The 25,165-nt window shown below is 54.0% G+C and carries 24 protein-coding genes, 1 tRNA gene and 1 pseudogene; 13 read left to right on the top strand and 13 right to left on the bottom strand.

The features are described 5' to 3' along the window. Positions 1 to 39: 39 nt before the first annotated feature. From gbpA to FZF21_RS02575, 5 genes are all read right to left on the bottom strand, one after another. Positions 40 to 1,488, bottom strand: a complete 1,449-nt coding sequence (gbpA, locus tag FZF21_RS02555) for an N-acetylglucosamine-binding protein GbpA (RefSeq protein ID WP_149121103.1) — start codon at positions 1,486 to 1,488, stop codon at positions 40 to 42. Between the two features lie 136 nt (positions 1,489 to 1,624). After that, positions 1,625 to 2,011, bottom strand: coding sequence for a 2-iminobutanoate/2-iminopropanoate deaminase (gene ridA / locus FZF21_RS02560; protein WP_003863373.1), 387 nt, complete (start codon positions 2,009 to 2,011; stop codon positions 1,625 to 1,627). A 73-nt stretch (positions 2,012 to 2,084) separates the two neighbouring features. Continuing rightward, entirely contained in the window at positions 2,085 to 2,546 is a 462-nt protein-coding gene (pyrI, locus tag FZF21_RS02565; RefSeq protein WP_010427352.1) for an aspartate carbamoyltransferase regulatory subunit, read from the bottom strand. Positions 2,547 to 2,558: 12 nt separating this feature from the next. Beyond that, a complete protein-coding gene (gene pyrB, locus FZF21_RS02570) occupies positions 2,559 to 3,491 on the bottom strand; it encodes an aspartate carbamoyltransferase (protein ID WP_047364811.1) in 933 nt (310 codons plus the stop codon). Positions 3,492 to 3,525: 34 nt separating this feature from the next. After that, entirely contained in the window at positions 3,526 to 3,630 is a 105-nt protein-coding gene (locus tag FZF21_RS02575; protein ID WP_071524139.1) for a pyrBI operon leader peptide, read from the bottom strand. On the opposite strand from FZF21_RS02575, the pseudogene FZF21_RS02580 reads away from it, so the two are divergent. After that, positions 3,610 to 3,734: pseudogene (locus tag FZF21_RS02580) on the top strand (hypothetical protein). The gene FZF21_RS02575 and the pseudogene FZF21_RS02580 sit on opposite strands and share 21 nt — an antisense overlap. Here the strand turns inward: FZF21_RS02580 and FZF21_RS02585 are convergent. From FZF21_RS02585 to arcA, 5 genes are all read right to left on the bottom strand, one after another. Continuing rightward, the gene (locus FZF21_RS02585) at positions 3,731 to 4,210 is read right to left on the bottom strand and encodes an ArgR family transcriptional regulator (RefSeq protein ID WP_003863366.1); all 480 of its coding nucleotides are present in this window, start codon (positions 4,208 to 4,210) and stop codon (positions 3,731 to 3,733) included. The pseudogene FZF21_RS02580 and the gene FZF21_RS02585 sit on opposite strands and share 4 nt — an antisense overlap. A gap of 80 nt (positions 4,211 to 4,290) precedes the next feature. Beyond that, entirely contained in the window at positions 4,291 to 5,694 is a 1,404-nt protein-coding gene (locus FZF21_RS02590; RefSeq protein WP_149121102.1) for a YfcC family protein, read from the bottom strand. A gap of 46 nt (positions 5,695 to 5,740) precedes the next feature. Next, complete coding sequence (argF, locus tag FZF21_RS02595) at positions 5,741 to 6,745, bottom strand: ornithine carbamoyltransferase (protein ID WP_003863360.1); 1,005 nt, start codon at positions 6,743 to 6,745, stop codon at positions 5,741 to 5,743. Positions 6,746 to 6,864: 119 nt separating this feature from the next. After that, on the bottom strand, positions 6,865 to 7,776 hold the full coding sequence (arcC, locus tag FZF21_RS02600; protein ID WP_149121101.1) for a carbamate kinase: 912 nt from the start codon (positions 7,774 to 7,776) through the stop codon (positions 6,865 to 6,867). 10 nt (positions 7,777 to 7,786) lie between these two features. Beyond that, positions 7,787 to 9,007 (bottom strand): arginine deiminase, encoded by a 1,221-nt coding sequence (gene arcA / locus FZF21_RS02605; RefSeq protein ID WP_015572525.1) that lies wholly within the window; start codon positions 9,005 to 9,007, stop codon positions 7,787 to 7,789. Positions 9,008 to 9,682: 675 nt separating this feature from the next. Here arcA and FZF21_RS02610 point away from each other — a divergent pair. The 5 genes from FZF21_RS02610 to FZF21_RS02630 all read left to right on the top strand — a co-directional run bounded on the left by FZF21_RS02610 (position 9,683) and on the right by FZF21_RS02630 (position 16,493). Beyond that, positions 9,683 to 10,135 carry a YhcH/YjgK/YiaL family protein gene (locus FZF21_RS02610; RefSeq protein ID WP_047740990.1) on the top strand — a complete coding sequence of 151 codons (453 nt, stop codon included), beginning with the start codon at positions 9,683 to 9,685 and terminating at the stop codon, positions 10,133 to 10,135. 236 nt (positions 10,136 to 10,371) lie between these two features. Then, on the top strand, positions 10,372 to 11,280 hold the full coding sequence (gene yagE / locus FZF21_RS02615) for a 2-keto-3-deoxygluconate aldolase (RefSeq protein WP_149121100.1): 909 nt from the start codon (positions 10,372 to 10,374) through the stop codon (positions 11,278 to 11,280). Positions 11,281 to 11,294: 14 nt separating this feature from the next. Further along, on the top strand, positions 11,295 to 13,262 hold the full coding sequence (gene yagF / locus FZF21_RS02620; protein ID WP_149121099.1) for a xylonate dehydratase YagF: 1,968 nt from the start codon (positions 11,295 to 11,297) through the stop codon (positions 13,260 to 13,262). Positions 13,263 to 13,488: 226 nt separating this feature from the next. Then, positions 13,489 to 14,871 (top strand): MFS transporter, encoded by a 1,383-nt coding sequence (locus FZF21_RS02625; protein WP_017694629.1) that lies wholly within the window; start codon positions 13,489 to 13,491, stop codon positions 14,869 to 14,871. An 11-nt stretch (positions 14,872 to 14,882) separates the two neighbouring features. Next, positions 14,883 to 16,493, top strand: a complete 1,611-nt coding sequence (locus FZF21_RS02630; protein ID WP_149121098.1) for a glycoside hydrolase family 43 protein — start codon at positions 14,883 to 14,885, stop codon at positions 16,491 to 16,493. Positions 16,494 to 16,497: 4 nt separating this feature from the next. On the opposite strand, the gene xynR is transcribed toward FZF21_RS02630, so the two are convergent. The 3 genes from xynR to FZF21_RS22155 form a co-directional block, all read right to left on the bottom strand. Continuing rightward, positions 16,498 to 17,256 (bottom strand): DNA-binding transcriptional repressor XynR, encoded by a 759-nt coding sequence (xynR, locus tag FZF21_RS02635; protein WP_015572531.1) that lies wholly within the window; start codon positions 17,254 to 17,256, stop codon positions 16,498 to 16,500. 245 nt (positions 17,257 to 17,501) lie between these two features. After that, the gene (gene argF / locus FZF21_RS02640) at positions 17,502 to 18,506 is read right to left on the bottom strand and encodes an ornithine carbamoyltransferase (protein WP_149121097.1); all 1,005 of its coding nucleotides are present in this window, start codon (positions 18,504 to 18,506) and stop codon (positions 17,502 to 17,504) included. Next, positions 18,476 to 18,571, bottom strand: coding sequence for a hypothetical protein (locus FZF21_RS22155; RefSeq protein WP_213014347.1), 96 nt, complete (start codon positions 18,569 to 18,571; stop codon positions 18,476 to 18,478). Before FZF21_RS22155 ends, argF (FZF21_RS02640) begins: the two co-directional genes overlap by 31 nt. A gap of 98 nt (positions 18,572 to 18,669) precedes the next feature. On the opposite strand from FZF21_RS22155, the gene rraB reads away from it, so the two are divergent. The 7 genes from rraB (at position 18,670) to FZF21_RS02675 (ending at position 25,127) form a co-directional block, all read left to right on the top strand. Continuing rightward, complete coding sequence (gene rraB / locus FZF21_RS02645; protein ID WP_017694625.1) at positions 18,670 to 19,095, top strand: ribonuclease E inhibitor RraB; 426 nt, start codon at positions 18,670 to 18,672, stop codon at positions 19,093 to 19,095. Positions 19,096 to 19,142: 47 nt separating this feature from the next. After that, entirely contained in the window at positions 19,143 to 19,901 is a 759-nt protein-coding gene (gene miaE / locus FZF21_RS02650) for a tRNA isopentenyl-2-thiomethyl-A-37 hydroxylase MiaE (RefSeq protein WP_047637797.1), read from the top strand. Positions 19,902 to 19,931: 30 nt separating this feature from the next. Further along, positions 19,932 to 20,654: a topoisomerase II gene (locus tag FZF21_RS02655; RefSeq protein WP_149121096.1), complete on the top strand. Its 723-nt coding sequence runs from the start codon at positions 19,932 to 19,934 to the stop codon at positions 20,652 to 20,654. 105 nt (positions 20,655 to 20,759) lie between these two features. Further along, positions 20,760 to 20,844, top strand: a tRNA-Leu gene (locus tag FZF21_RS02660). Positions 20,845 to 21,109: 265 nt separating this feature from the next. Further along, a complete protein-coding gene (locus FZF21_RS02665) occupies positions 21,110 to 22,402 on the top strand; it encodes an ATP-binding protein (RefSeq protein WP_149121095.1) in 1,293 nt (430 codons plus the stop codon). Next, positions 22,395 to 23,375: an O-methyltransferase gene (locus FZF21_RS02670; protein WP_149121094.1), complete on the top strand. Its 981-nt coding sequence runs from the start codon at positions 22,395 to 22,397 to the stop codon at positions 23,373 to 23,375. The genes FZF21_RS02665 and FZF21_RS02670 overlap by 8 nt, the downstream gene beginning before the upstream one ends. Positions 23,376 to 23,402: 27 nt before the next feature. Continuing rightward, positions 23,403 to 25,127: a DUF262 domain-containing protein gene (locus tag FZF21_RS02675; protein WP_149121093.1), complete on the top strand. Its 1,725-nt coding sequence runs from the start codon at positions 23,403 to 23,405 to the stop codon at positions 25,125 to 25,127. The last annotated feature ends 38 nt before the right edge of the window (positions 25,128 to 25,165 follow it).

Raw genomic sequence — 25,165 nt, forward strand, 5'->3', positions numbered from 1 at the left:
AGGCCCGGCAAACGAAGTGCCGCCGGGCGTGAAGGCAACTCAGTTCTTCAGCACCCACGCCTCTTTCCAGTGCGCGCCCACGCCCGGCTCAAACTGGTTTGCGGTTGGACTGTACTGCACGCAGTAGCCGCTATACGGGAACGGTTTACACTCGTAGGTCTTACCGTTTTTAGGCTGTAACACCACGGTGCCCGCTTTGTAGGAGGCAATGCTGTCCGGGAAGATAAAGTCATGCGGGCCGCTGCTGTCCGCCGCGTCGCTTTCCAGCATCAGGTTTAGCACGTCCTGCGCGAACAGGGTGCCGTCTTTGTTGGTGGCGTAGTATTTCAGCATATGGTGGCCCGCCGTGACGTCAGTCAGCGTCATGGTCACGTTTTGATTGACGTTATTCATATCCTGCTTCAGGTAACCTTTTTCGGCACCGTGGTGGTTCATCACGTGCGCTTCAAAATTAACGTCACCCTGCGTGTTTACATGGAAGGTCACAATCACATTGCCATGTTCGATTTTGCTGTATTGCAGATCGGAAACGGTGATGGTCTCGCTCACCTGCGCTTTTTGCTCTTCATAAGAGATGGCAACGGATCTCAGCGTGCTGCCGTCTTTCACGAATACGCTGTTGGCGCCGTGAATCGGGCTGATTTCACCGGCTTCATCTTTCACACCGACGCGGACATCGCTATGAGTGGTGTTGATCTTCTGCGCCAGATCGTAGGACCAGTGGTTAGCGTCGCCTTGTTCTGAAGAGCCGATGGTCATTTCAGTACGCAGGGCGGCAACTTCCCCGTTGGCGTCGAAGAAGCGTGCAATCACTTTATCGCCCACGTTCAGGTTATTCCCGGCAATCTGTCCGCTCAGGGTTTTACTCCACTGGGATATTACCGCTGGGGTATCGTCCGGCGTGACGTTGCCGCCGTTACCGAAATCAACGTCAATGGCCTGATAGAAACTGTTTGTGGTATCCGCGATTTCCCACACGCCATAAATAACCTGGTAGCCCGTACGTTCCGGGACATTACAGGTCATGGATTTTGTCATGGACGGTGCCTGACCATTCCCGTTAATAGTACAGAACGGCGTTAATTCGAACTGGTCACGGGTCAGCGGTTTATTGGGGTCCCAGTTTTGTTTGGTAATGTAATAACGCCAGTTGGTGGTTTTATGCGGCGCGGTATGGTGCCAGACAAATTCATGCGGGCCTGCCGTCATGGGGCTTTTAGTCCAGGCGTTCAGGCTCTGCTTATCAAGCTGGGAGTAGCTGGCAATACCGGCGCTGGCAAGCTGGCCGTCAGGCGGCATTGCGCCCGTCGGGAAGCCGGAGGTCTTTTCTACACTCTGCGGTTCATATTGTACAGAGCCACAGTCAATATTCTGGCCGAGCTTACACATATAAGCGCGGCTGGCGGGGGATTCTATATATCCGTGTGCAAGTGCGGAAGACGCAACCGCTAATGTGGCAACGGCCAGCGCGATCTTAGAGAGTTTCATTCTTCATCCATTAATTAGAATATAACAAGGCAGCGTCAGTCTATTAATGGAGTGGGGATGCGTCATTGCCTGGAGAGAGTAAAAATGGTCGCAATAAAAAAGGCAGCCTGAGCTGCCTTCTCTTTATTGAAATAAATTAGCGACGTACGGCAATCGCTTCGATTTCAATTTTTACGTCTTTTGGCAGACGCGCCACTTCCACACAGGAGCGCGCCGGGAAGGTGGCGTTGTGCTCGGTGAAGAACGCTTCATAAGTGGCGTTAACGGTGGCGAAATCGTTCAGATCTTTCACGAACACGGTGGTTTTGACGATATCGCCCACTTTCAGACCGGCAGATTCGACGATAGCCTGCACGTTTTCCAGCGACTGACGCGCCTGTGCCGCCACGTCTGCTGGCACTTCACCAGTTTTCGGGTTCACCGGGATCTGACCTGAAGTGATGATCATGCTGCCCAGATCAACGCCCTGAACGTAGGGGCCGATAGCCGCAGGTGCATTTTCCGTCGCGAGTACTTTGCTCATGTTTTCTCCAGAATTACAGCGTTAAGAATGTTCCCGGCCATTATAACAGCCGGGATTTCATTACCAACCTCAATTAGTTGGCCAGCACCACATAATGAGAAAACTCTTTTTCGCAGTATTTGCATTTGAGCGCGATATCATTGGCGCGCTTTTTCACTGCAAAACTGGAGGAAACCGGCTCAGCGTGGCTGATGCAGTTGCTGTTCGGGCAGACCAGCACGCTTTCAATACGCTCCGGCAGGCTAGGGCGGGATTTGCCCACCACGTCGTAATCGTCGATGCGGTTAACGGTGGCGTCCGGCGCGTACAGCGACAGTTGGTTGACCTGCTCGTCGGTCAGGAAGGTGTTCTCGATTTTGATCAGATCCTTGCGGCCCATCTCGCCTGACGGCAGGTTCAGGCCGATGGTGATGCGCTGGTCGGTTTCGGTCAGTTTGAACAGCGTCAGCAGCTTAAAGCCCACCTGCGCAGGGATGTGGTCAATCACGGTGCCACGCTTGATGGCTTCAACCTGGAGTTTGTTATCGTGTGTCATTGTCGTTTCCCCTTACAGTGCCAATTCGCGATTCAGAACCAGTGCCAGTAACGCCTGGCGGGCGAAGATGCCGTTTCCGGCCTGCTGGAAGTACCAGGCGTGCGGCGTTTTATCCACGTCTGTGGTGATCTCATCGATGCGCGGCAGCGGGTGCAGCACCTTCATATTGTCACGTGCGCCCTCGAGGTCGCTGGCGCGCAGCACGAACTGCGCCTTCACGTTGGCGTATTCGGACGGATCCAGACGCTCTTTCTGCACGCGGGTCATGTAGAGAATATCCACGTTGTCCATCACTTCTTCTATGCTGGCGTGCAGGCTCCACGCGATGCCTTTTTCGTCCAGCATATCGAGAATGTACTGCGGCATCGCCAGCGCGTCCGGCGCGATGAAGAAGAAGCGGTTGCCGTTAAATTTCGCCAGCGCCTGGGTCAGGGAGTGGACGGTGCGGCCATATTTCAGGTCGCCGACCATGGCGATGTTCAGGTTCTCAAGCGTGCCCTGCGTCTCCTGAATGGTGAACAGATCCAGCAGGGTCTGCGTCGGGTGCTGGTTGGCACCGTCACCGGCGTTCAGCACCGGAATGCCGCCGGAAAACTCGGTCGCCAGACGCGCCGCGCCCTCCTGCGGGTGGCGCATCACAATCGCGTCCACGTAGGTACTGATAACCGAAATGGTATCCGCCAGGGTCTCGCCTTTTTTGCCCAGCGACGTGTTGCTGCTGTCCGAGAAGCCCACCACGCTCGCGCCCAGGCGGTGCATGGAGGTTTCGAAGGAGAGGCGGGTGCGGGTGGAGGCCTCGAAGAAGCAGCTCGCAATCACCTTGTGCTTCAGCAGCTCCGGTTGCGGATTGGCCTTCAGTTTTGCCGCGGTTTCCAGAACCAGTTCCAGCTCTTCGCGGCTGAGGTCGTTTATGGAAATGATGTGTTTTTGATAAAGCGGATTCATGTTTATCTCCTGACGCCGGGCAAAAAAAAGCCCCTCAAATGAGGGGCTCTGGGAATAGGTTTAGCAACGGGAAGAAAAACGGCAGGCCAGCGTCTGATTTCAGACGCGGTAAGACGATATGTCGTACACGCTTGACCATGCTTCCTCCCGGCAAATTGTCGGGCATTATACGCAGCTCGCTTTTGGGATCAAGCGATTTAATGCACGCTTTACTCAATGCAAACGGTTCTTTATGAATATTAATGCGTTCTGAGTAAATAATTAATTTGCTTATGCACCAGCGCGGTGCGCTTCACCACGCGGGGCGCGACCCAGACAATACTGCTTCCGGCCACCACGCCTAAAATTTCCGGTAACTGGTGATAATCCAGAATACGCGCCACCGCGCGGCCATATCCGGCGACGGTATGGATAAGGATAAATTCGCTGTTGTGCTCCACGCTCACCACCATTTCAGAGACGGTACGCGCCGCGTCGGGGGCCGGGCGCAGCTGGGGATTCAGCGAATAAATCTTTAGCCCTTTGGCATTGCGAATTTTTATGACACCGAGCAACTTGAGCAGACGTGAAACGGTGGACTGGCTGATGGTCTCAAAACCCCGCTCCTGTAAGTCGCGGCGGATCTCCTCCTGGGAGAGATAGCTCTTTTCCGCGATCAGACGCTGGCAGACCGTTAGCTGTAGTTGCTCTTTGGGAGAGTACTCTTCGTAATCCATCATAGTTCCCATATCAGTTCCCGAAATAACCGGTGGCACCGCACCGATCCGTAGGCCGGATAAGCGCAGCGCCATCCGGCAAATTACAACAGGGCGCCCAGGCTTAACGCCACCATAATCACCACCGTTAAAATCCCCAGCAGCGGCGCGACCCATTTCAGATAGCGCACGTAGGGCACGCGGGCGATAGCCAGCCCGCCCATCACGACGGCAGAGGTGGGAGTGATCAGGTTAACGATGCCGGACGCCGACTGGTAAGCCGTAACCACCAGGTCGCGGTTGACGTTAGCGAAATCGGCAAGGGGCGCCATGATCGGCATCGTCAGAACGGCCAGGCCGGACGAAGAAGGCACAAGAAACGACAGCACCACTTCCAGCCAGTACATCACGTTGATGAACGCCACCGTCGACAATCCGGTGACTATTCCCTCGGCGCTGTGCAAAATGGTGTGGGTAATCATGCCCTTATCCATGATCACTACGATACCGCGCGCGATGCCGATAATCAGCGCGACGCCCAGCAAATCTCGCGCGCCGTTGATAAAGGTTGAGGTCAGCTCCTCTTCGCTCATGCGGGCGATCAGCCCGACGATAATCGCGCTGGCGAGGAACACCGCCGAGATCTCCGCCATCCACCAGCCCAGCACCGCCACGCCGTAGATCATCACCGCGAAGGCGAGGGCGTAGATCACCAGGATGAGTTTGCGCACCGGGGTAAACTCCAGCGACTGCTCGCCCTTGTTGCCGAGGAAGTGGGCGCGGTTCTCTTCCTGCTTATCCGCCACGATCGACAGCGACGGATCCTTGCGCACCTTGCGGGCATAGCGCATTACCCACGCCACGCAGATGATCCAGCCGATCACCAGCAGCGCGATGCGCAACATGATGCCGTTGGTGAAGGGGATCCCGGCGGCGTTGGCGGCGATCACCGTGGCGAACGGGTTGATGGTGGAGCCGAGGGTGCCGATCCCCGCGCCGAGCAGCACGGTGGACGCAGCAACCACCGGATCGAACCGCGCCGCCAGCATCACCGGCACCAGTAAGGTATAGAAGGGCAGCGACTCTTCTGCCATGCCGTAAATCGTGCCGCCTGCGGCAAACAGCGCCATCAGGATCGGGATCATCCACTCTTCGCGGCCGCGTAGTCGGGTAGTGACGCGCTCGATCCCGGCGTCTATCGCCCCGGTTTTAGTGACGATCCCGAGGAATCCCCCGATGATAAGGATAAACAGCGCCACGTCGATGGCCCCGGCCTGGCCGGATTCTGGATCGTACAGCCCGGCAATCGGCGCCATCAGCACCGAAACCAGCCCCTGCGGGTGCGCTGCCACGTGCGCGTAGGTGCCAGCAACCGGCACTTCTTTACCGAGCGCCTCGTTCATTGCCATATGGTACTGCCCGGCCGGAACAATCCACGTCAGCACGGCAACCACGGCAATCAGAAAAAAGAGAATGGTGTAAGCGGAGGGAAACTTGAACTTGCCCATGATGTTCTCCTGAACCCGGCGCACCCCGCGGCGCGCCGGGCGGTGATTAGTCGCCGAGTGTCGCCACCATGACCGCTTTAATGGTGTGCATGCGGTTCTCTGCTTCGTCGAAGACGATGGAGTTCGGTGATTCGAAGACCTCTTCCGTCACTTCCAGCCCCTTCAGGCCGTACGCCATTTCGATTTCGCGGCCCACTTTGGTGTGCTCGTTGTGGAACGCCGGCAGGCAGTGCATGAACTTGACGTTCGGGTTACCGGTGGCCTTCATCACGTCCGCGTTGATCTGATACGGCTTCATCAGGCTGACGCGCTCGGCCCAGGCCTCCTTCGGCTCACCCATGGAAACCCACACGTCGGTGTAGAGGAAATCGGTGCCCTGCACGCCTTCCTCCACGTCGTCGGTGAGGGTGATGCGCGCGCCGGTCTCTTTGGCGATGGCGCGGCACTGCTCAACCAGGCCCGCCTCCGGCCAGAAGGATTTCGGCGCCACAAGGCGGATATCCATCCCCATTTTGGCCGCGCCGACCATTAGCGAATTACCCATGTTGTTCCGCGCGTCGCCGAGATAAGCAAAGCTCAGCTCCGGCAGGGTTTTGCCCGGAGAGTGCTCCAGCATGGTCATCAGATCCGCCAGAATTTGGGTGGGGTGGAACTCGTCGGTCAGGCCGTTCCACACCGGCACGCCCGCGTACTCGCCCAGCTCTTCAACGATGGCCTGGCCGTAGCCGCGATACTCGATGCCGTCATACATGCGGCCCAGCACGCGCGCGGTGTCCTTCATCGACTCTTTGTGGCCAATCTGCGAACCGCTTGGGCCGAGGTAGGTGACCTGCGCGCCCTGGTCGAACGCACCCACTTCGAAGGCGCAGCGGGTGCGGGTGGAGGTTTTTTCAAAGATCAGGGCGATGTTTTTCCCGACCAGGGTTTGTTTTTCGCGTCCGGCTTTTTTGGCGGCCTTCAGCTCGATGGCGAGATCGATCAGGTACTGGATCTCCGCCGGGGTGTAGTCCAGCAGTTTCAGGAAGTTGCGGTTTTTCAGGTTAATGGTCATGGGGAAATCCTTTTTAAAATTTAGCTGTCTGATGCCCTCATCCCGGCCCTCTCCCGCAGGGAGAGGGGGCGTACATTCCCTCTCCCTTTGGGAGAGGGTTAGGGTGAGGGGAAAACGACTCAGTTACGAATCAACGTGCCTTTCTCGCCCGCCAGGATCTCCGCGCCGTCATTCAGCGCGCCGATCCCGGCAATGCCGTTGCAGGCCTCAACAAACTCGCGGCAGGCGGCCACTTTCGGCCCCATCGATCCGGCGTCGAACTGCATGCCTCTGAGCAGCTCCGGCGTCACCTGCGCCAGCGGACGCTGGGTCGGCTTGCCCCAGTCGAGGTACACCGCGTCGGCATCGGTGAGGATCAGCAGGGCATCGGCCTCGATCTGGCGCGCCAGCAGGGCGGCGGAGAGGTCTTTGTCGATCACCGCCTCGATCCCGTGATAGCCGTTGGCGTTTTCCACTACCGGCACGCCACCGCCGCCGTTGCAGATCACCAGGTGGTCGCGCTGAATCAGCGCCGTGATGGCGTCGCTCTCGACGATGCGCTTCGGCTGCGGCGACGGCACCACGCGGCGGAGGTAGCTGCCGTCGGCCTTAAACACCCAGCCTTTTTCCGCGGCCAGCGCTTTAGCCTGGGCTTCGCTGTAGACCGGGCCGATGTACTTGGTCGGGTTGCTGAACGCCGGGTCGGCGGCGTCCACTTCCACCTGCGTGAGCAGGACGCTGACCTCGCGCTGGGGCAGATTGTTTTTCAGCGCCTGCTGGAGCATGTAGCCGATCATTCCCTGGCTTTCGGCGCCAAGAACGTCCAGCGGGTAGGGAGTGACTTTGTCGTAGGCGCTGTTTTGCAGCGCCAGCAGTCCGACCTGCGGGCCGTTGCCGTGCACCAGCACCACGCGCCACTGTTCCGTTAAGCCGGCGATGGTGCGGGCGGCCTGCTCGATGTTCTGGCGCTGGATGTCCGCTTCCAGCGGCTCGCCGCGCTTGAGCAGCGCGTTGCCGCCAAGGGCCACAACCAGAGTGGGTTTTCGTTCCATGATGGCTCCTTTAAATTCCGTCGCGTTCCAGTGGGCAGCTCATGCAGCGCGCGCCGCCGCGACCGCGTCCCAGCTCGTCGCCCGGGATCGGCAGCACGGTGATGCCTGCTTTGTCGTACTTCTCGTTGGTCCAGACGTTGCGCTCGTAGCCGATCACCACGCCCGGGCGGATGGTCAGGACGTTGTTAGCGTCGTTCCACTGCTCGCGTTCGGCTTCAAAGGCGTCGCCGCCGGTGGTGATCAGGCGGACGTGGTTAATGCCGAGGGCTTTCTCGATGGCGTGCAGCAGGTCGGTTTCCTGGGTACGCAGCAGGCCGCCGCGTCCGTCCGGGGTGAGCGTCCAGCACTGGGCGTCCTTGCGCACCACTTCCGGGTAAACGGAGAAGGTGTCCACGTCGATGTGGGTCATCACGGTGTCGAGGTGCATGCAGGAGCGGTGTTTCGGCAGCTCAACGGCAATCACGCGCTCGGCCTGGCGATGTTTAAACAGGCTGTTGGCGAGGAACTCCACGCCCTGCGGCGTCGTGCGCTCGGACATGCCGATCAGTACCGCCCCGCGACCAATCACTAATACGTCGCCGCCTTCTAATGTGGCGTGGTCGTAATTAATATTCTCGTCGCCGAAATACTTAATAAACTCGCCGTCGGCAAATGCGGGGTGCCAGCGATATATTGCCCGCAGGTTATTGGTTTCACGCTGGCGGGCGGGTTTCGCCATCGGATTAATGGAGACGCCGTTATATATCCAGCAGGAGGTATCGCGGGTAAATAAGTGGTTCGGCAGCGGCTTCATAATAAAATCATTCGCCGTGTGGGTATCGACCACCATATTTTTAATGGCCGCCGGAATTTCACCGTAGGTTAATCCGCCGCTTAATCTGCGCGCCAGTTCGCGGTGCGGCATATCCGCCAGCCAGCCGCGCACGTCGGCGGCAAAGGTTGGTCCCAGGCGATAGTCGGAGATTTGTGTTTCAAGAAGCCAGGCTTTTGCTTCAGCAATATCAAGCGTTTGCGTAAGAAGGTCGGTCAACAGCAGGACTTCCACACCCTGCTCGCGCAGCGTGTTTGCGAAGATGTCATGCTCTTCACCCGCCCGTTCAACCGAGAGCACGTCATCAAATAGCAGCTCCTGACAGTTTGAGGGAGTTAACCGTTTCAGACTTAAATTAGGACGGTGCAGCATAACGCTACGCAATTGACCAATTTCAGAACCGACGTAATGCTTTTCCATAATTATTCCTTTAACTTTTTTTCAGAATAAAAAGGGCATGCGCCATGTGATGTGTTTAATTTCATGGCGGCTAAGCTCAATTGATTTCGTGATTTATAGTAGGCGCTTAAATAATGGTTATTGTGACATTGCTCACGCGAAAACCGATATTGAGCAGTTTATTTTCAATTGCATGATTCGTATCAGATAATGATTAATTTCATATTATTAAGGGATGAATAGCTAAGCAGGAACGGGTGGCAATATTTGAAGTTGTTATTATTTTGTAGAATCACACGCTTTGAAATATTTAGTTATGCTGTTGATTTTAATGGATAAAATGTTGTCAAGGGAATAGCTATGCAATAATGACAGTTAACTATTTTTCACTTAAGAGAAATCAATAAATAATTATGGATTTTTAAAGGAAATAACCAAAGTGGTAAAGTGTGATACACCAACAGGTTTTGTGAGTTATGTTTTAAATTCAGTGAGTTAGATCCTGTGTGCAAAGTGCATGAAATGAGGTTATGCATAACTACTGCATAAATGCCTGTGTGCAATTAACAGTGGATTAACACATTTCCCGATAAACATGCGCTGACGCAAATCTTGTCAAAAAAGGGCTGGTATGGAAGAGGCAATCCTCGTATAAAACATAAAAATGAAACAATGTTTTAATCTGAGGGTTGTATCATGATTATTGGCAATATTCATCATCTCCAGTCCTGGTTGCCAGAAGAGCTGCGCCAGGCCATTGAGCACGTTAAGGCCCACGTCACCGACGCAACGCCGACCGGTAAGCACGACATCAACGGCAACAGACTGTTTTATCTGGTTTCGGAGGACATGACCCAGCCGTTCGCCGAGCGTCGCGCTGAATACCATGCACGCTATCTGGATATTCAGATTGTGCTAAAAGGTCAGGAAGGGATGACCTTCAGTACCCTGCCGCACGGTACGCCGGACACCGACTGGCTGGCGGACAAAGACATCGCGTTCCTGCCGGAAGGCGAGCAGGAGAAAACCGTGGTGCTGAGCGAAGGGGATTTTGTAGTGTTCTGGCCGGGCGAAGTGCATAAGCCGCTGTGCGCGGCGGGAGCGCCGGCGCAGGTGCGTAAGGTTGTGGTGAAGATGCTGGTAGAGTAACCCCTCACCCCGGCCCTCTCCCAAGGGGAGAGGGTGTAAAAGTTCCCTCTCCCCTTGGGAGAGGGTTAGGGTGAGGGAACCAGACCGCACCCACGCATAATGTGATCCAGCTTAAACTTCCCGCACTCCCTCCTCATCTCCCATTTACCTGCGCTTTTTCTGCGTCATAGTATGATCGTTAAATTAATGAACGCTGTTCTATAATGTAGAACAAAATGATTCAGCAAGGAGATCTCATGCCGCAGTCCGCGTTGTTCACGGGTATCATTCCCCCTGTCTCCACCATTTTTACCGCCGATGGCCAGCTCGATAAACCGGGTACCGCCGCGCTGATCGACGATCTGATTGCTGCGGGCGTCGACGGCCTGTTCTTCCTGGGCAGCGGCGGCGAGTTCTCCCAGCTCAGCGCCGAAGAGCGTAAAACCATTGCCCGGTTTGCGATCGATCATGTCGATCGTCGTGTGCCGGTCCTGATCGGCACCGGCGGCACCAACGCCCGGGAAACCATTGAGCTGAGCCAGCACGCGCAGCAGGCGGGCGCGGACGGCATCGTGGTGATCAACCCTTACTACTGGAAAGTGTCGGAAGCGAATCTGATCCGCTACTTCGAGCAGGTGGCCGACAGCGTCACGCTGCCGGTGATGCTCTATAACTTCCCGGCGCTGACCGGGCAGGATCTGACCCCGGCGCTGGTGAAAACCCTCGCCGACTCGCGCAGTAACATCGTCGGCATCAAAGACACCATCGACTCCGTCGCCCACCTGCGCAGCATGATCCACACCGTTAAAGGCGCCCATCCTCATTTCACGGTGCTGTGCGGCTACGACGATCATCTGTTTAATACCCTGCTGCTCGGCGGCGACGGGGCGATCTCGGCCAGCGGCAACTTTGCCCCACAGGTGTCGGTAAATCTTCTGAAAGCCTGGCGGGATAACGACGTGGCGAAAGCGGCTGAGTATCATCAGACCCTGCTGCAAATCCCGCAGATGTATCAGCTGGATACGCCGTTTGTGAACGTCATTAAAGAGGCGATCGTGCTCTGCGGTCGTCCGATTTCTACGCACGTCCTGCCGCCAGCCTCGCCGCTGGACGAGTCGCGCAAGGCGCAGCTGAAAACCCTGTTACAACAGCTCAAACTCTGCTGAGCCGGACGATAACGATGACCATTGAGAAAATTTTCACCCCACAGGACGATGCGTTTTATGCGGTGATCACCCACGCGGCGGGGCCGCAGGGCACGCTGCCGCTGACACCGCAGATGCTGATGGAATCCCCCAGCGGCAACCTGTTCGGTATGACGCAGAACGCCGGGATGGGCTGGGATGCCAACAAGCTCACCGGCAAAGAGGTGCTGATCATCGGCACCCAGGGTGGCATCCGCGCCGGAGACGGACGCCCGGTCGCGCTGGGCTACCACACCGGGCACTGGGAGATCGGCATGCAGATGCAGGCGGCGGCGAAGGAGATCACCCGCAACGGCGGGATCCCGTTCGCCGCCTTCGTCAGCGATCCGTGCGACGGTCGCTCGCAGGGCACGCACGGCATGTTCGACTCCCTGCCGTACCGCAACGACGCGGCGATAGTGTTTCGCCGCCTGATCCGCTCCCTGCCGACGCGCCGGGCGGTGATCGGCGTGGCAACCTGCGATAAAGGGCTGCCCGCCACCATGATTGCGCTGGCTTCCATGCACGATCTGCCGACCATTCTGGTGCCGGGCGGGGCGACGCTGCCGCCCACCGTGGGGGAAGATGCGGGCAAAGTGCAGACCATCGGCGCGCGCTTCGCCAACCATGAGCTCTCCTTGCAGGAGGCCGCCGAGCTGGGCTGTCGCGCCTGCGCGTCGCCGGGCGGCGGGTGTCAGTTCCTCGGTACGGCGGGCACCTCGCAGGTAGTGGCGGAGGCGCTGGGTCTGGCGCTGCCGCACTCTGCACTGGCCCCGTCCGGGCAGGCGGTGTGGCTGGAGATCGCCCGCCAGTCGGCACGCGCGGTCAGTGAACTGGATAACCGCGGCATCACCACGCGCGATATCCTCACCGACAAAGCCATCGAAAACGCGATGGTGATCCACGCGGCGTTCGGCGGCTCCACGAACTTACTGCTGCACATTCCGGCCATCGCCCACGCGGCGGGCTGCACTATTCCGGACGTAGAGCACTGGACGCGGGTTAACCGTAGGGTGCCGCGTCTGGTGAGCGTGCTGCCCAACGGCCCGGACTACCACCCGACCGTGCGCGCGTTTCTCGCAGGCGGCGTGCCGGAGGTGATGCTCCACCTGCGCGATCTCGGCCTGCTGCACTTGGACGCCATGACCGTCACTGGCCAGACAGTGGGCGAGAACCTCGACTGGTGGCAGGCGTCCGAGCGCCGTAAGCGCTTCCGCCAGTGCCTGCGCGAGCAGGATGGCGTGGAGCCGGATGACGTGATCCTGCCGCCGGAGAAGGCCAAAGCGAAAGGGCTGACCTCGACGGTCTGCTTCCCGACGGGCAACATCGCGCCGGAAGGTTCGGTGATCAAGGCCACGGCGATCGACCCGTCGGTAGTGGGGGAAGATGGCGTTTACCGCCACACAGGCCGGGTGCGGGTGTTCGTCTCGGAAGCGCAGGCGATCAAGGCCATCAAGCGGGAAGAGATTAAGCAGGGGGATATCATGGTGGTGATCGGCGGCGGGCCGTCCGGCACCGGCATGGAAGAGACCTACCAGCTCACCTCCGCGCTCAAACACATCTCGTGGGGCAAGTCGGTGTCGTTAATCACCGATGCGCGCTTCTCGGGCGTGTCGACGGGGGCCTGCTTCGGCCACGTATCGCCGGAGGCGCTGGCGGGAGGGCCGATTGGTAAGCTGCGCGATAACGACATCATTGAGATTGCCGTGGACCGCCTGACTCTGACCGGTAGCGTGAACTTCATCGGTACCGCGGACAACCCGCTGACGCCGGAAGAGGGGGCGCGCGAGCTGGCGCGGCGGCAGACGCACCCGGATCTGCACGCTCACGACTTTTTGCCGGACGATACCCGGCTGTGGGCGGCATTACAGTCCGTGAGTGGCGGCACCTGGAAAGGCTGTATTTATGACACCGATAAAATCATTGAGGTAATTAACGCCGGTAAAAAAGCACTCGGCCTTTAATTATTTTTTGAGAGAAAGTCGTCTGCGGAAAATATTCCGCGGGCGGTTTTTGCTTGTCTTTAATTTGCTAATTTAAACAATGACTTGTGATATATCGATAGCGTCACAAAAGCGAAATAACGTAATTCAGAAATAAGATATGACCATTGCTGGTTAATTGAGCAGCTCATTACACTCCAGTAACACAATGTTGTAATTCAGCACACTACATAAGGGTGTAATTCTGATGACGCAATTAACCATGAAAGACAAAATTGGCTACGGGCTGGGTGATACCGCCTGCGGCTTCGTCTGGCAGGCCACGATGTTCCTGCTGGCCTATTTCTACACCGACGTGTTCGGTCTCTCCGCGGGCATAATGGGGACGCTGTTTTTAGTTTCCCGCGTGCTCGACGCCGTGACCGATCCGCTGATGGGGCTGCTGGTAGACCGCACCCGCACCCGCTACGGCCAGTTCCGCCCGTTCCTGCTGTGGGGCGCCATCCCGTTTGGCATCGTCTGCATGCTGACCTTCTACACGCCGGACTTCTCCGCGCAGGGCAAAATCATTTACGCCTGCGTGACCTACATTCTGCTGACTCTGGTCTACACCTTCGTTAACGTCCCGTACTGTGCCATGCCGGGGGTGATCACCGCCGACCCGAAAGAGCGTCATGCCCTTCAGTCCTGGCGTTTCTTCCTCGCCGCCGCGGGGTCGCTCGCCATCAGCGGCATCGCGCTGCCGCTGGTCAGCATCATCGGCAAAGGGAACGAGCAGGTGGGCTATTTCGGCGCCATGTGCGTGCTGGGTCTGAGCGGCGTGGTCCTGCTTTATGTCTGCTTCTTCACCACCAAAGAGCGCTACACCTTTGAAGTGCAGCCTGGCTCGTCGGTGGCGAAAGATCTTAAGCTGCTGCTGGGCAACGGCCAGTGGCGGATCATGTGCGCCTTCAAGATGATGGCGACCTGCTCCAACGTGGTGCGCGGCGGGGCGACGCTCTACTTCGTGAAATACGTGATGGATCACCCGGAGATGGCGACCCAGTTTTTACTCTACGGCAGCCTCGCCACCATGTTCGGCTCGCTCTGCTCGTCTCGTCTGCTGGGCCGCTTCGACCGCGTCACCGCCTTTAAGTGGATCATTGTCGCTTACTCTCTGATTAGCCTTCTGATCTTCTTCACGCCGGCGGAGCATATTGCCCTGATTTTCGCCCTCAACATCCTGTTCCTGTTCGTCTTTAACACCACCACGCCGCTGCAATGGCTGATGGCCTCTGACGTGGTGGATTACGAAGAAAGCCGCAGCGGGCGCCGCCTCGACGGGCTGGTGTTCTCCACCTACCTGTTCAGCCTGAAGATTGGCCTGGCAATTGGCGGGGCGGTGGTGGGCTGGATCCTGGCGTACGTGAACTACTCCGCCAGCAGCAGCGTGCAGCCGGTCGAGGTGCTGACCACCATCAAAATTCTGTTCTGCGTGGTGCCCGTGGTGCTCTATGCGGGCATGTTCATCATGCTGTCGTTTTATAAGCTCACCGACGCCCGCGTGGAGGCCATCAGCCAGCAGCTGATCAAGCACCGCGCGGCGCAGGGCGAGGCCATTCCCGACGCCGCGACAGCCGCATCCCATTAACCGGAGGCAACATGGAAATCACTAACCCGATACTCACCGGCTTCAACCCGGACCCGTCCCTGTGCCGCCAGGGCGAGGACTACTACATCGCCACCTCGACCTTCGAGTGGTTCCCGGGCGTGCGCATCTATCACTCCCGCGACCTGAAAAACTGGTCGCTGGTCAGCACGCCGCTGGACCGCGTGTCGATGCTGGACATGAAGGGCAACCCGGACTCCGGCGGTATCTGGGCGCCGTGCCTGAGCTACGCCGACGGCAAATTCTGGCTGCTCTATACCGACGTGAAGATTGTCGATTCGCCGTGGAAAAATGGCCGCAACTTCCTCGTCACCGCGCCGTCCATTGAGGGGCCATGGAGCGAGCCGATCCCGATGGGCAACGGCGGGTTCGATCCGTCCCTGTTCCACGACGACGATGGCCGCAAATACTACCTCTACCGCCCGTGGGGGCCGCGCCACCACAGCAACCCGCATAACACTATCGTGATGCAGGCGTTTGACCCGCAGACCGGCACCCTCTCGCCCGAGCGCAAAACGCTGTTTACCGGCACGCCGCTCTGCTACACCGAAGGGGCGCACCTGTATCGCCACGCGGGATGGTACTACCTGATGGTTGCCGAAGGCGGCACCAGCTACGAGCACGCCGTCGTGGTGCTGCGCGCAAAAAACATCGACGGGCCGTACGAGCTGCACCCGGACGTGACGATGATGACCAGCTGGCACCTGCCGGAGAACCCGCTGCAAAAGAGCGGCCACGGCTCGCTGCTGCAAACCCACACCGGGGAGTGGTACATGGCCTACCTCACCAGCCGCCCGCTGCGCCTGCCGGGCGTGCCGCTGCTGGCCTCCGGCGGGCGCGGCTACTGCCCGCTGGGGCGTGAGACCGGCATCACCCGCATTGAATGGCGCGACGGCTGGCCGTACGTGGAGGGCGGCAAGCACGCGCAGCTGACTGTGAAAGGCCCGCAGATGGCGGAGCAGCCCGCCGCCGCTCAGGGCAGCTGGCGGGATGATTTCGACGGCAGCACGCTTGACCCTGAATTGCAGACCCTGCGCATTCCGTTCGACGACACCCTCGGCTCGCTCACCGCGCGCCCCGGCTATTTACGGTTATACGGCAATGACTCGCTCAACTCGACCTTTACCCAGTCGACCGTGGCGCGCCGCTGGCAGCACTTCACCTTCCGGGCCGAGACGCGGATGCAGTTTTCGCCGGTGCACTTCCAGCAGAGCGCGGGGCTGACCTGCTACTACAACAGCAAAAACTGGAGCTACTGCTTTGTGGACTACGAGGAGGGGCAGGGCAGAACGATTAAGGTGATCCAGCTTGACCACAACGTGCCGTCATGGCCGCTGCACGAGCAGCCGATTCCGGTGCCGGAACAGGCTGAGAGCGTCTGGCTAAGGGTGGATGTGGATAGGCTGGTCTACCGCTACAGCTACTCGTTCGACGGCGAGACGTGGCATGCCGTGCCGGTGACGTATGAGGCGTGGAAGCTGTCGGATGACTATATCGGCGGGCGCGGCTTCTTCACCGGCGCGTTTGTGGGACTGCACTGCGAGGACATCAGCGGCGACGGCTGCCACGCTGACTTCGACTACTTCACCTACGAGCCGGTCTGACGGCTCAGGCCGGGTAGCCCAGCGCGCGTGAGAGCTGGAGCCCGGCCTGCTGAAGCTGCTCGCGGAAATTAGCCAGCTCAGCGTCGTCCACGCGGGAGGTCAGCGTCGACAGGCTCAGGGCGGCAATGACGCGGGACTCGTGGTTCCACACCGGCACCGCCACGCAGCGCACGCCCTGCTCGTTCTCTTCGCTATCCAGGGCATAGCCCTGCTCGCGGGTCTGCGCCAGGGCACTCATTAGTGCTTCACGAGAGGCGAGGGTGGAAGGCGTAAAGGTAATGTACTGATAGCCCTCCAGCAGGGCGTTCAGCTCGGGCTCGCCCAGCCAGGCAATCAACACCTTGCCGATGGCGGTGGCGTGAACCGGCAGGCGGCGGCCGATGCGCGAATAGGCGATGGCGGCCAGCTTGCCTTCAATCTTCTCGATATAGACCCCTTCACGCCCGTCCAGGATCCCCAGATGGGTCGTCTGCCCGGTCCGCCGGGACAGCTCCGTCAGCCAGCCTTTCGCCTTCTGCCGAATATCCATCGAGCCCACGACAAAATGCCCGCGCTCGACCAGCTTCATGCCGAGGCGATACTTACCGTTCTCCGGGTTCTGATCGATATAGCCGTGAAGCTGGAGGGTTTTCAGCAGCGAGTGGAGGGTACTCTTGCTCAGCCCCATCAGCTTGCTGATGTCGGTGATCTTAAGCTCGGTGGCCTGCTCGTTGAACAGGTCGAGGATCTGCAACGCACGTTCAACAGACTGAATAATCGGCATAATGCTGGTATGTCCACGCTGGAATTAAGGCGAAAACGTACCTTTTTCGGGGTGAAAAATCAATGAAATGGAGCCGGTTTGCTCCCTCTCCCCGTGGGAGAGGGCCGGGGTGAGGGCATCAGGCCGCATCGTCGCCTGATTCGCCCGGCGGCGCTACGCTTGCACGGGCCTACGGGTTTTGTAGGCCGGGTAAGCGCAGCGCCACCCGGCAAGAAGAGCGCACCGAATCAATGTGGGAGAAAGGATCACTCCCCAAGCGTCGCCACCATCACCGCCTTAATCGTATGCATCCGGTTTTCCGCCTGGTCGAACACGATGCTCGCCGGCGACTCAAACACCTCGTCCGTCACTTCCATCCCGCCGTGCAGATCGAACTCTTTCGCCATCTGCTTGCCGAGCGTGGTCTGGTCGTCATGGAACGCCGGCAGACAGTGCAGGAACTTCACGTTCGGGTTGCCGGTCAGCGCCATCATCTGCGCGTTCACCTGATACCCGCGCAGCAGCGCGATACGCTCCGCCCACTTCTCTTTGGCTTCGCCCATCGACACCCACACGTCGGTATAGATAAAGTCCGCGCCCTTCACGCCCGCCGCCACGTCTTCCGTCAGGGTGATTTTCCCGCCGTGCTTTTCCGCCAGCGCGCTGCACTCTGCCACCAGGCTCTCTTCCGGCCAGCAGGCCTTCGGGGCCACCAGGCGTAGATCCAGCCCGGTCAGCGCCGCCGCTTCCAGCATCGAGTTGCCCATGTTGTTGTGCGCGTCGCCCGCGTAGACCAGCGTCATCTCGTTAAACGCCTTGCCCGGCAGGTGCTCCTGCATGGTCAGCAGGTCAGCCAGCAGCTGCGTCGGGTGGAACTCGTTGGTCAGCCCGTTCCACACCGGCACGCCAGCATACTGCGCCAGCGTCTCGACGACTTCCTGGCCGTGGCCGCGGTACTGAATGCCGTCGTACATCCGCCCGAGCACCCGTGCGGTATCCTTAATTGACTCTTTATGCCCAATCTGGCTGCCGCTCGGCCCTAAATAGGTAACGCGCGCGCCCTGGTCAAATGCGGCAACTTCGAAAGAGCAACGTGTACGGGTCGAGTCTTTTTCGAAGATGAGCGCGATGTTTTTGCCAGTAAGCTTTTGTACTTCCTTGCCCTTTTTTTTATCGGCTTTGAGCTGTGCGGCAAGGGTCAGCAGAGAAGTGAACTGTGCAGGGGTAAAGTCGAGCAATTTCAGAAAGTGTTTCTTGTACAGATCAGACATTTTATCCTCACATGGCGAACGCCACTTATTGAATTAAAATTCACTTTATATGTGTAATTATTCATTTGCAACCCCGTTTCACAAATCTTTCCAACAAAGGTGGAGGCAAACCCGTCCGTGTGTGAAAATAGAAGTATCTGCCGCACTTAAAGAGGATTGACCCATGGCAAACCCGGAATTACTGGAAGAGCAACGCGAAGAGACGCGTCTGATTATTGAAGAACTGCTGGAAGACGGTAGCGATCCGGACGCGCTGTACACCATCGAGCACCATTTCTCTGCGGACGACTTTGAAGCGCTGGAAAAAATGGCCGTGGAAGCCTTCAAGCTGGGTTACGAAGTGACCGAGCCGGAAGAGCTGGAAGTGGAAGAGGGCGACACCGTCATCTGCTGCGACATCCTGAGCGAAGGCGCGTTGAAGGCGGAGCTGATCGACGCGCAGGTAGAACAGCTGATGAACCTGGCCGAGAAGTTTGAAGTGGAATACGACGGCTGGGGAACCTACTTCGAAGATCCGAACGGTGAAGACGGCGAAGAAGGCGACGACGAAGATTACGTCGACGAAGACGACGACGGCGTGCGTCACTAAGCGTTTCAGGCGGTGGCGCGCGCCACCGCTTTTTTCAAGGCAGAACCATGGATTACCCGCAGATACTCGCCCCCGTACTCAACTTCCTCCAGTGTCCGACCCCGCAAGCATGGATTGATAAAGCCCGCGATCCGGCGAACCTGCCGCTGCTGCTCACCGACCACATGGTGTGCGAGCTCAAGGCCGCCCAGACCGCGCTGCTGCTGGTGCGTAAATACGTCGCCGACGAAAGCGGTGCCGATGCGTTGCTCGACTGGCTCAAACCCTACGAACAGTTCACCTTTCGCGACGGCCCGGAGCCGGACTTCATCGCCCTGCACAGGCAGATTGGCAAAAGCGTGATGCCCAAAACCGACGACCCGTGGGGCCAGGCGTTCATCGGCAGCATGGTGCTGCTGATTAAAGAGGAGCTGCACCATTTCTGGCAGGTGCGTGAGGCGATGCTGGCCCGCGATATTCCGTACGTCAAAATCACCGCCAGCCGCTACGCCAAAGGGATGCTGAAGGAAGTGCGCACCCACGAACCGCTGACGCTGATCGACAAGCTCATCTGCGGCGCCTACATCGAAGCCCGTTCCTGCGAACGCTTCGCCGCGCTGGCCCCGTTCCTCGACGATGACTTACAGAAGTTCTATCTCTCGCTGCTGCGCTCGGAAGCGCGCCATTATCAGGACTACCTGACGCTGGCCCAACAGGTGAGCGACGACGATATCTCACCGCGCATAAAGCTTTTTGGCGAAATTGAAGCCACACTTATCTCGACACCGGACCACGAGTTTCGCTTCCACAGCGGCGTGCCGGTGTAAACCGGCACAACTCAAGGATAAGGATGCGAGATGAAAAAAACGTGGATCAGTACGGTCGTTGTTATTGTCGCGGCCGCCGCCGTGGCGTTCTGGGTGTTCTTTGACAGGCAACGCGCTCCGGAAGCGCAGATTGATACCACCCTCAACGCGATGCCTGCCTGGCAGGTGATTAAGGAGCAGGAGCCCGCGCTGCATCAGCGCATCCTCGACCAGATGGCCGCCCTGCAAAAGGCCGGCGAGCCGGAGCAGCAGATTATCGACACCATCCAGCCGCAGATCCTGCATTTGCAGATGTCGCGCCTGCAAAACGCGCCGGACGCCAACGTGGTGAACTACATGACCATCAACATGGAGCAGACTGCCGCCATCCAGAAGGTGAGCGACGACGCCTGCTTCCGCTTCCTCTACCCGATGGTGAAGGGCGGCGTGAATCCGATGCGCATGCTGGATAAAGACCTGATGACGCGGCGAATGCAGGCCGACGCCGACATGATGCGCGCGGCCTACGGCAAAAACCGCCACACCGTGACGCAAGCCGAACGCGAGGCGGCTGTCGAGGATGTCCGGCCGATTATGAAGGCGCTTGCCGATAAGTACGGCGAGGATATCCAGCTGTTGCAGATGCCGGAGAAGGCGGTGGGCAAGGAGAAGCTCTCCTGCGATATGGTGCAGGAGATGTGGGCGAAGGTGCTGGCGCTGCCGGAGCAGAAGGCGGCAGGGGTGATTCGTCTTGCAGTGTCTGAGCTGGAGTAACCAGGGCGCTGGTTTTTTGGGCACTTAGCGCGGGTTTCGCGCGTCGTCACTTGCATGGCGGCGCGCGACAGGTATAATCCACAACGTTTCCGCATCCCCTTCAGTGCCGAAGTGGCGAAATCGGTAGACGCAGTTGATTCAAAATCAACCGTAGAAATACGTGCCGGTTCGAGTCCGGCCTTCGGCACCAAAATCTCTTTTTGCATTAGTATTAAGTTCAGCTATCAAAAGTTTAAAGTACATCCCTTTAGTCTTTAAAAAGCATGTTTCAATATTGTATTTTATAACATATTGAAATCACAGGTTTTTATACGCATCTAATTTTACAACTAGTGTGACACAACCCAGTCTTGTACATATTCTATTTGCGTTGCCAATGTCAATGGAGTTAATCTCTATCCATTGATAACTAAGGTAATATTTTTATTACACTTGATTCGCACTTTCAGGAGTTTATGATGACTGAACAAATTGATGCCAGTCCTACTAAGGAATTTTTCATCGATATGTTAACAAGGGATATCGCATTAGATAGAGCTATCTTGGATCTTATTGATAACAGCATCGATGCCGCCAGAAAAAATGACAAGAAATTTGCCGATGTCACACTCACTATAGAAGATAATAAGTTTATTATTTTTGATAATTGTGGCGGTATGGATATTAAGGCTGCTAAAGATTATGCGTTTAGATTTGGTCGGTCAAAAAAAAGTCCTCCAACACCAAATTCAGTTGGGCAATTTGGTGTTGGGATGAAAAGAACTCTTTTCAAACTAGGAAGAAATTTCCATGTGGCATCTAAGAAAAATAATGAATATTTTTGTATTAATATAGATGTTGATGAATGGAAAAAGAATGAAGAGTGGACATTTGATATTATTTATGATGAGTCTCAGGCCGACTATCATTTAAATGACGGTGAAACAATAATTTCTGTAAGCAACTTATATAGAGAGATCAATGAGCAATTAAATCAGGCTATTTTTATCAACTCTTTGAGTCATGAAATTTCAGTTGCGCATTTCAAAAGCATCAACTCTGGCATGAATATTAATTTAAATGGAGCGAAAATATCCAAATTTGAACTGACGTTTCTTTCGTCACCAGAGCTAGGCGTTTATAGGAAATTAATTGATATTAACGGAGTTTCAGTTAATGTCATGGCAGGGGTTTCCTCTAGAAGTCTAGAAGAAGGTGGGTGGTATATTATATGTAATGGCCGCTTAGTTGAATTTGCCGAACAAAGTAATATTACTGGATGGCAAGTTGATGGCATTCCAAAATATCATCCTGATTATGCATATTTCAGAGGGGTTGTTGAGTTTAATTGTGAAGATTCAAGTAAGCTTCCATGGACAACAACTAAAACAGGAATAGACAGAGATAATGCTGTTTATAGAGCGGCATTGCATGAAATGAAAGTTGCAGCAAGGCCTGTGATATCCTTCTTAAAGGAAAGAATGAAAGAAGATATGGCATTTAGAGATGGCGCTATAGATATTAGGCCATTGAATAATGCAATTGATAATGCTAATAATATTCAGCTATTTGAAGTTGAACAAGATACAGATTTTGTAAGACCTGATGCGGCAGAGAAAAAATCACTTCCTGAAGTGGGAGTGGTACAATATACAATCTTGCAGAAAGATCTTGAATTGGCTAAAGAAGCATTGAATGTTACAACCAACAAGGAAGTTGGTATAGAAACGTTTAAATATTACATGAAATATGAGCTGCAAAATGGCTAATTCTGGAAATATTATCAATTATAGCATTCGGGCGGCGAAAAATATTGAGAGAAAAATGCTCAGGGATATTTTTGTCCGTCTTTCACCTGTCGGTGTTTTTTCTGACTACCAGTATATTGGTTTCGGTTCAAAGTATTTTGTTGATTTTATAATGTTTCACAGATATCTCAATATCCAAGATATGACAAGTATTGAGAGCGATACTCGATTTAAAGAAAAATATCTATTTAATAAACCATATGATTGCGTGAAGTTAGAATTTGGTCATTCAAGTGAAGTTTTGCCAAAATTAAACCTTACAAAAAAATCGATAGTTTGGTTGGATTACGACTCAGCATTTTCAAAAATAATGTTGACTGATTTGTCTACTCTTGTTGAGCGCTTACCAAGTGGAAGTATAATCACGTTGAGTTATAATTCTGAACCTTATAGGGAAAAAGAACTTATTCAACATTTCGGAAGGAATGTTGACAAGTTATACAGACGCAAATTCGAAGAGGTTTTTGGTAAGCAATTTATCCCAGGAGATTTTGATGAGCGTGGGTGGACAAATAAAATTAAATTTTCTAAATTTATTCGTCAAGTAATTATTTCACAAATTGAAAGTGTGCTGTCTAAGCGTAATATATCTATTTTAGATAAAGATAAGTTCAAGCTCCAACAAGTTGCTTACTTTGATTATGCAGACGGTGCTAGAATGTCAACTTTAAGTTTTGTTATTTTTAACTCGAGTGAACAAGCGAAAATTGAAAGCTGCCGAGCTAATGAATTATTTTTCTATAAAGATAGTGATTGTTCATATGAGATTAAAGTACCGAATTTAACTAATAAAGAAATAAGATATCTCATGGAAAAGATGCCTGGGGATGATAATTTAATTTTTGATAAGAAAATATTTAATCAAGAAGAGGTCTTAGAGTTTAAAAAGAACTACAAATATTACCCCTCTTTTTTTGAAATAGACTCAATCTAAACTAAATTATTGTAATAAGGGACGAAAATGAATATTAAAGCTGATGGTAAGAATTTAGAACAAATATTTTATGGATTAGATACGCGTTATTTTATACCAAGATATCAAAGGGATTATTCTTGGACGTCAAATAATGAGCTAACTGAACTATGGAATGACATCATTACATCCTACAGTGATGGAAAAGAATATTTCATGGGCACTTTGCTCTTGGCTAGTCGAGAAAAAAATACAACTCATTATGACATTGTTGATGGTCAGCAACGTACAATTAGTTTTATGTTGCTTCTTTCTGTTATTCAGGATTATTCAAAGTTGGTTTCTGATGGTCTCATTTCAGAGAATGATCTAAATTGCTCCTACGAAAAAAGAGAGGATATTGCGGACTCTTTGTTTGCAAGTGTAAATAGACACATTAAACAAGATGACTATTATTTACGAGCAAACAATAAAGACTCGAAATTTTTTGAAGATGCATTAGATATCTCACTTAGAGAGATTACAACTAATATTAGTAATAAATCTAATAGAGTAACCAAAGCAAAACGATTTTTTCAAGATAAAATAAGGAAAGATTTTTTTGGAAGAAGTGATTCGTTAAATGAAATGAAGAAATTTTTCAGATTCATAATTACAAAGCTGAAATTTGTAACAATTACGGTTGAAGACGATTTTGATGCTTATGTTATTTTTGAATCTTTGAACTCAAAAGGCATGGATTTATCAGTTGCTGATTTACTTAAAAATAAAATTCTCAGTAATGTTTCAAATAATTATCAAGATGCTGCTTTAAGTGAATGGGATGATCTGGTAAAGAAAATACAAGTTGTTCCTGCCAGCTTTGTAGATTATATAAAAGTATATTGGAATGCTTATGAGTCTATGGATGTTACTAAGGCAACGTTATATAAAACAATTAGAAAAACAATCGGAAACAACGAGGCCAACACAAGGAAATTCCTAAGTAATTTAATCAATAATGCCGATTCATTTGATAAACTAAAAAACAAGTCTAATTTAAATTGGCCTAAAATCAATACCAGTGGTAAATGGGCAGAAAAAGTGGCTGAGATGAATCTTTTAGGCTATACAATTCATCTTCCATGTTTTTTGTATGCCATGAAGAATAATGAATCTATTCTGGAAAGACTGTCAGAGTTATCTTTAAATCTCTTGTTCCGTTGGGTGACGATTTGTGATTATGGTATAGGGGAAATTGACTCCTTATTCAAAAAAATGTTAACTGATATGAAGACAGGGAAGAGTAATGATCAAATTCTTGAGGGGTTTTTACCGTTAATCGAAAAGGTGCAAAGTTCGTTTAAAGAAAGCTTTTCAAATTACGAAACAGAAAGCTCTACTATCCTCAAATATATTGCTTGCAAAATAGAACTTCATTTAGGTTCTACGAAGGCACTTATACCCGATTTTTTAGAAGTCGATCTTGAACATGTTTTACCAAAAAATTGTGATTCATGGGGGGAAGAGATGAATTTATTTAGTAAACCTTACCCAAGATGGATTAATTCTATTGGCAATACTATTCTTCTCGAGAAAGGTAAAAATAGAAAAATAAAAAACGCTATTTTTGATGAGAAGAAAAAAATCCTTTCGACATCAGAATTTCATGGTGCGAGAACTATTTCAAAGCTTCATGAGTGGAGTGAAGAACAGATTTTTTATAGGTGCGAGGCTCTCACGGATTTAGCTACTTCTATTTGGAAGCTTGACAAAACAATGTGTAAATGCTGAAAGTTATTAGTATTTAAATTTTAAACATATTGAGTTTT

This window comes from Enterobacter sp. LU1 (assembly GCF_008271405.2).
Classification (GTDB): Bacteria; Pseudomonadota; Gammaproteobacteria; order Enterobacterales; family Enterobacteriaceae; genus Enterobacter; species Enterobacter hormaechei_C.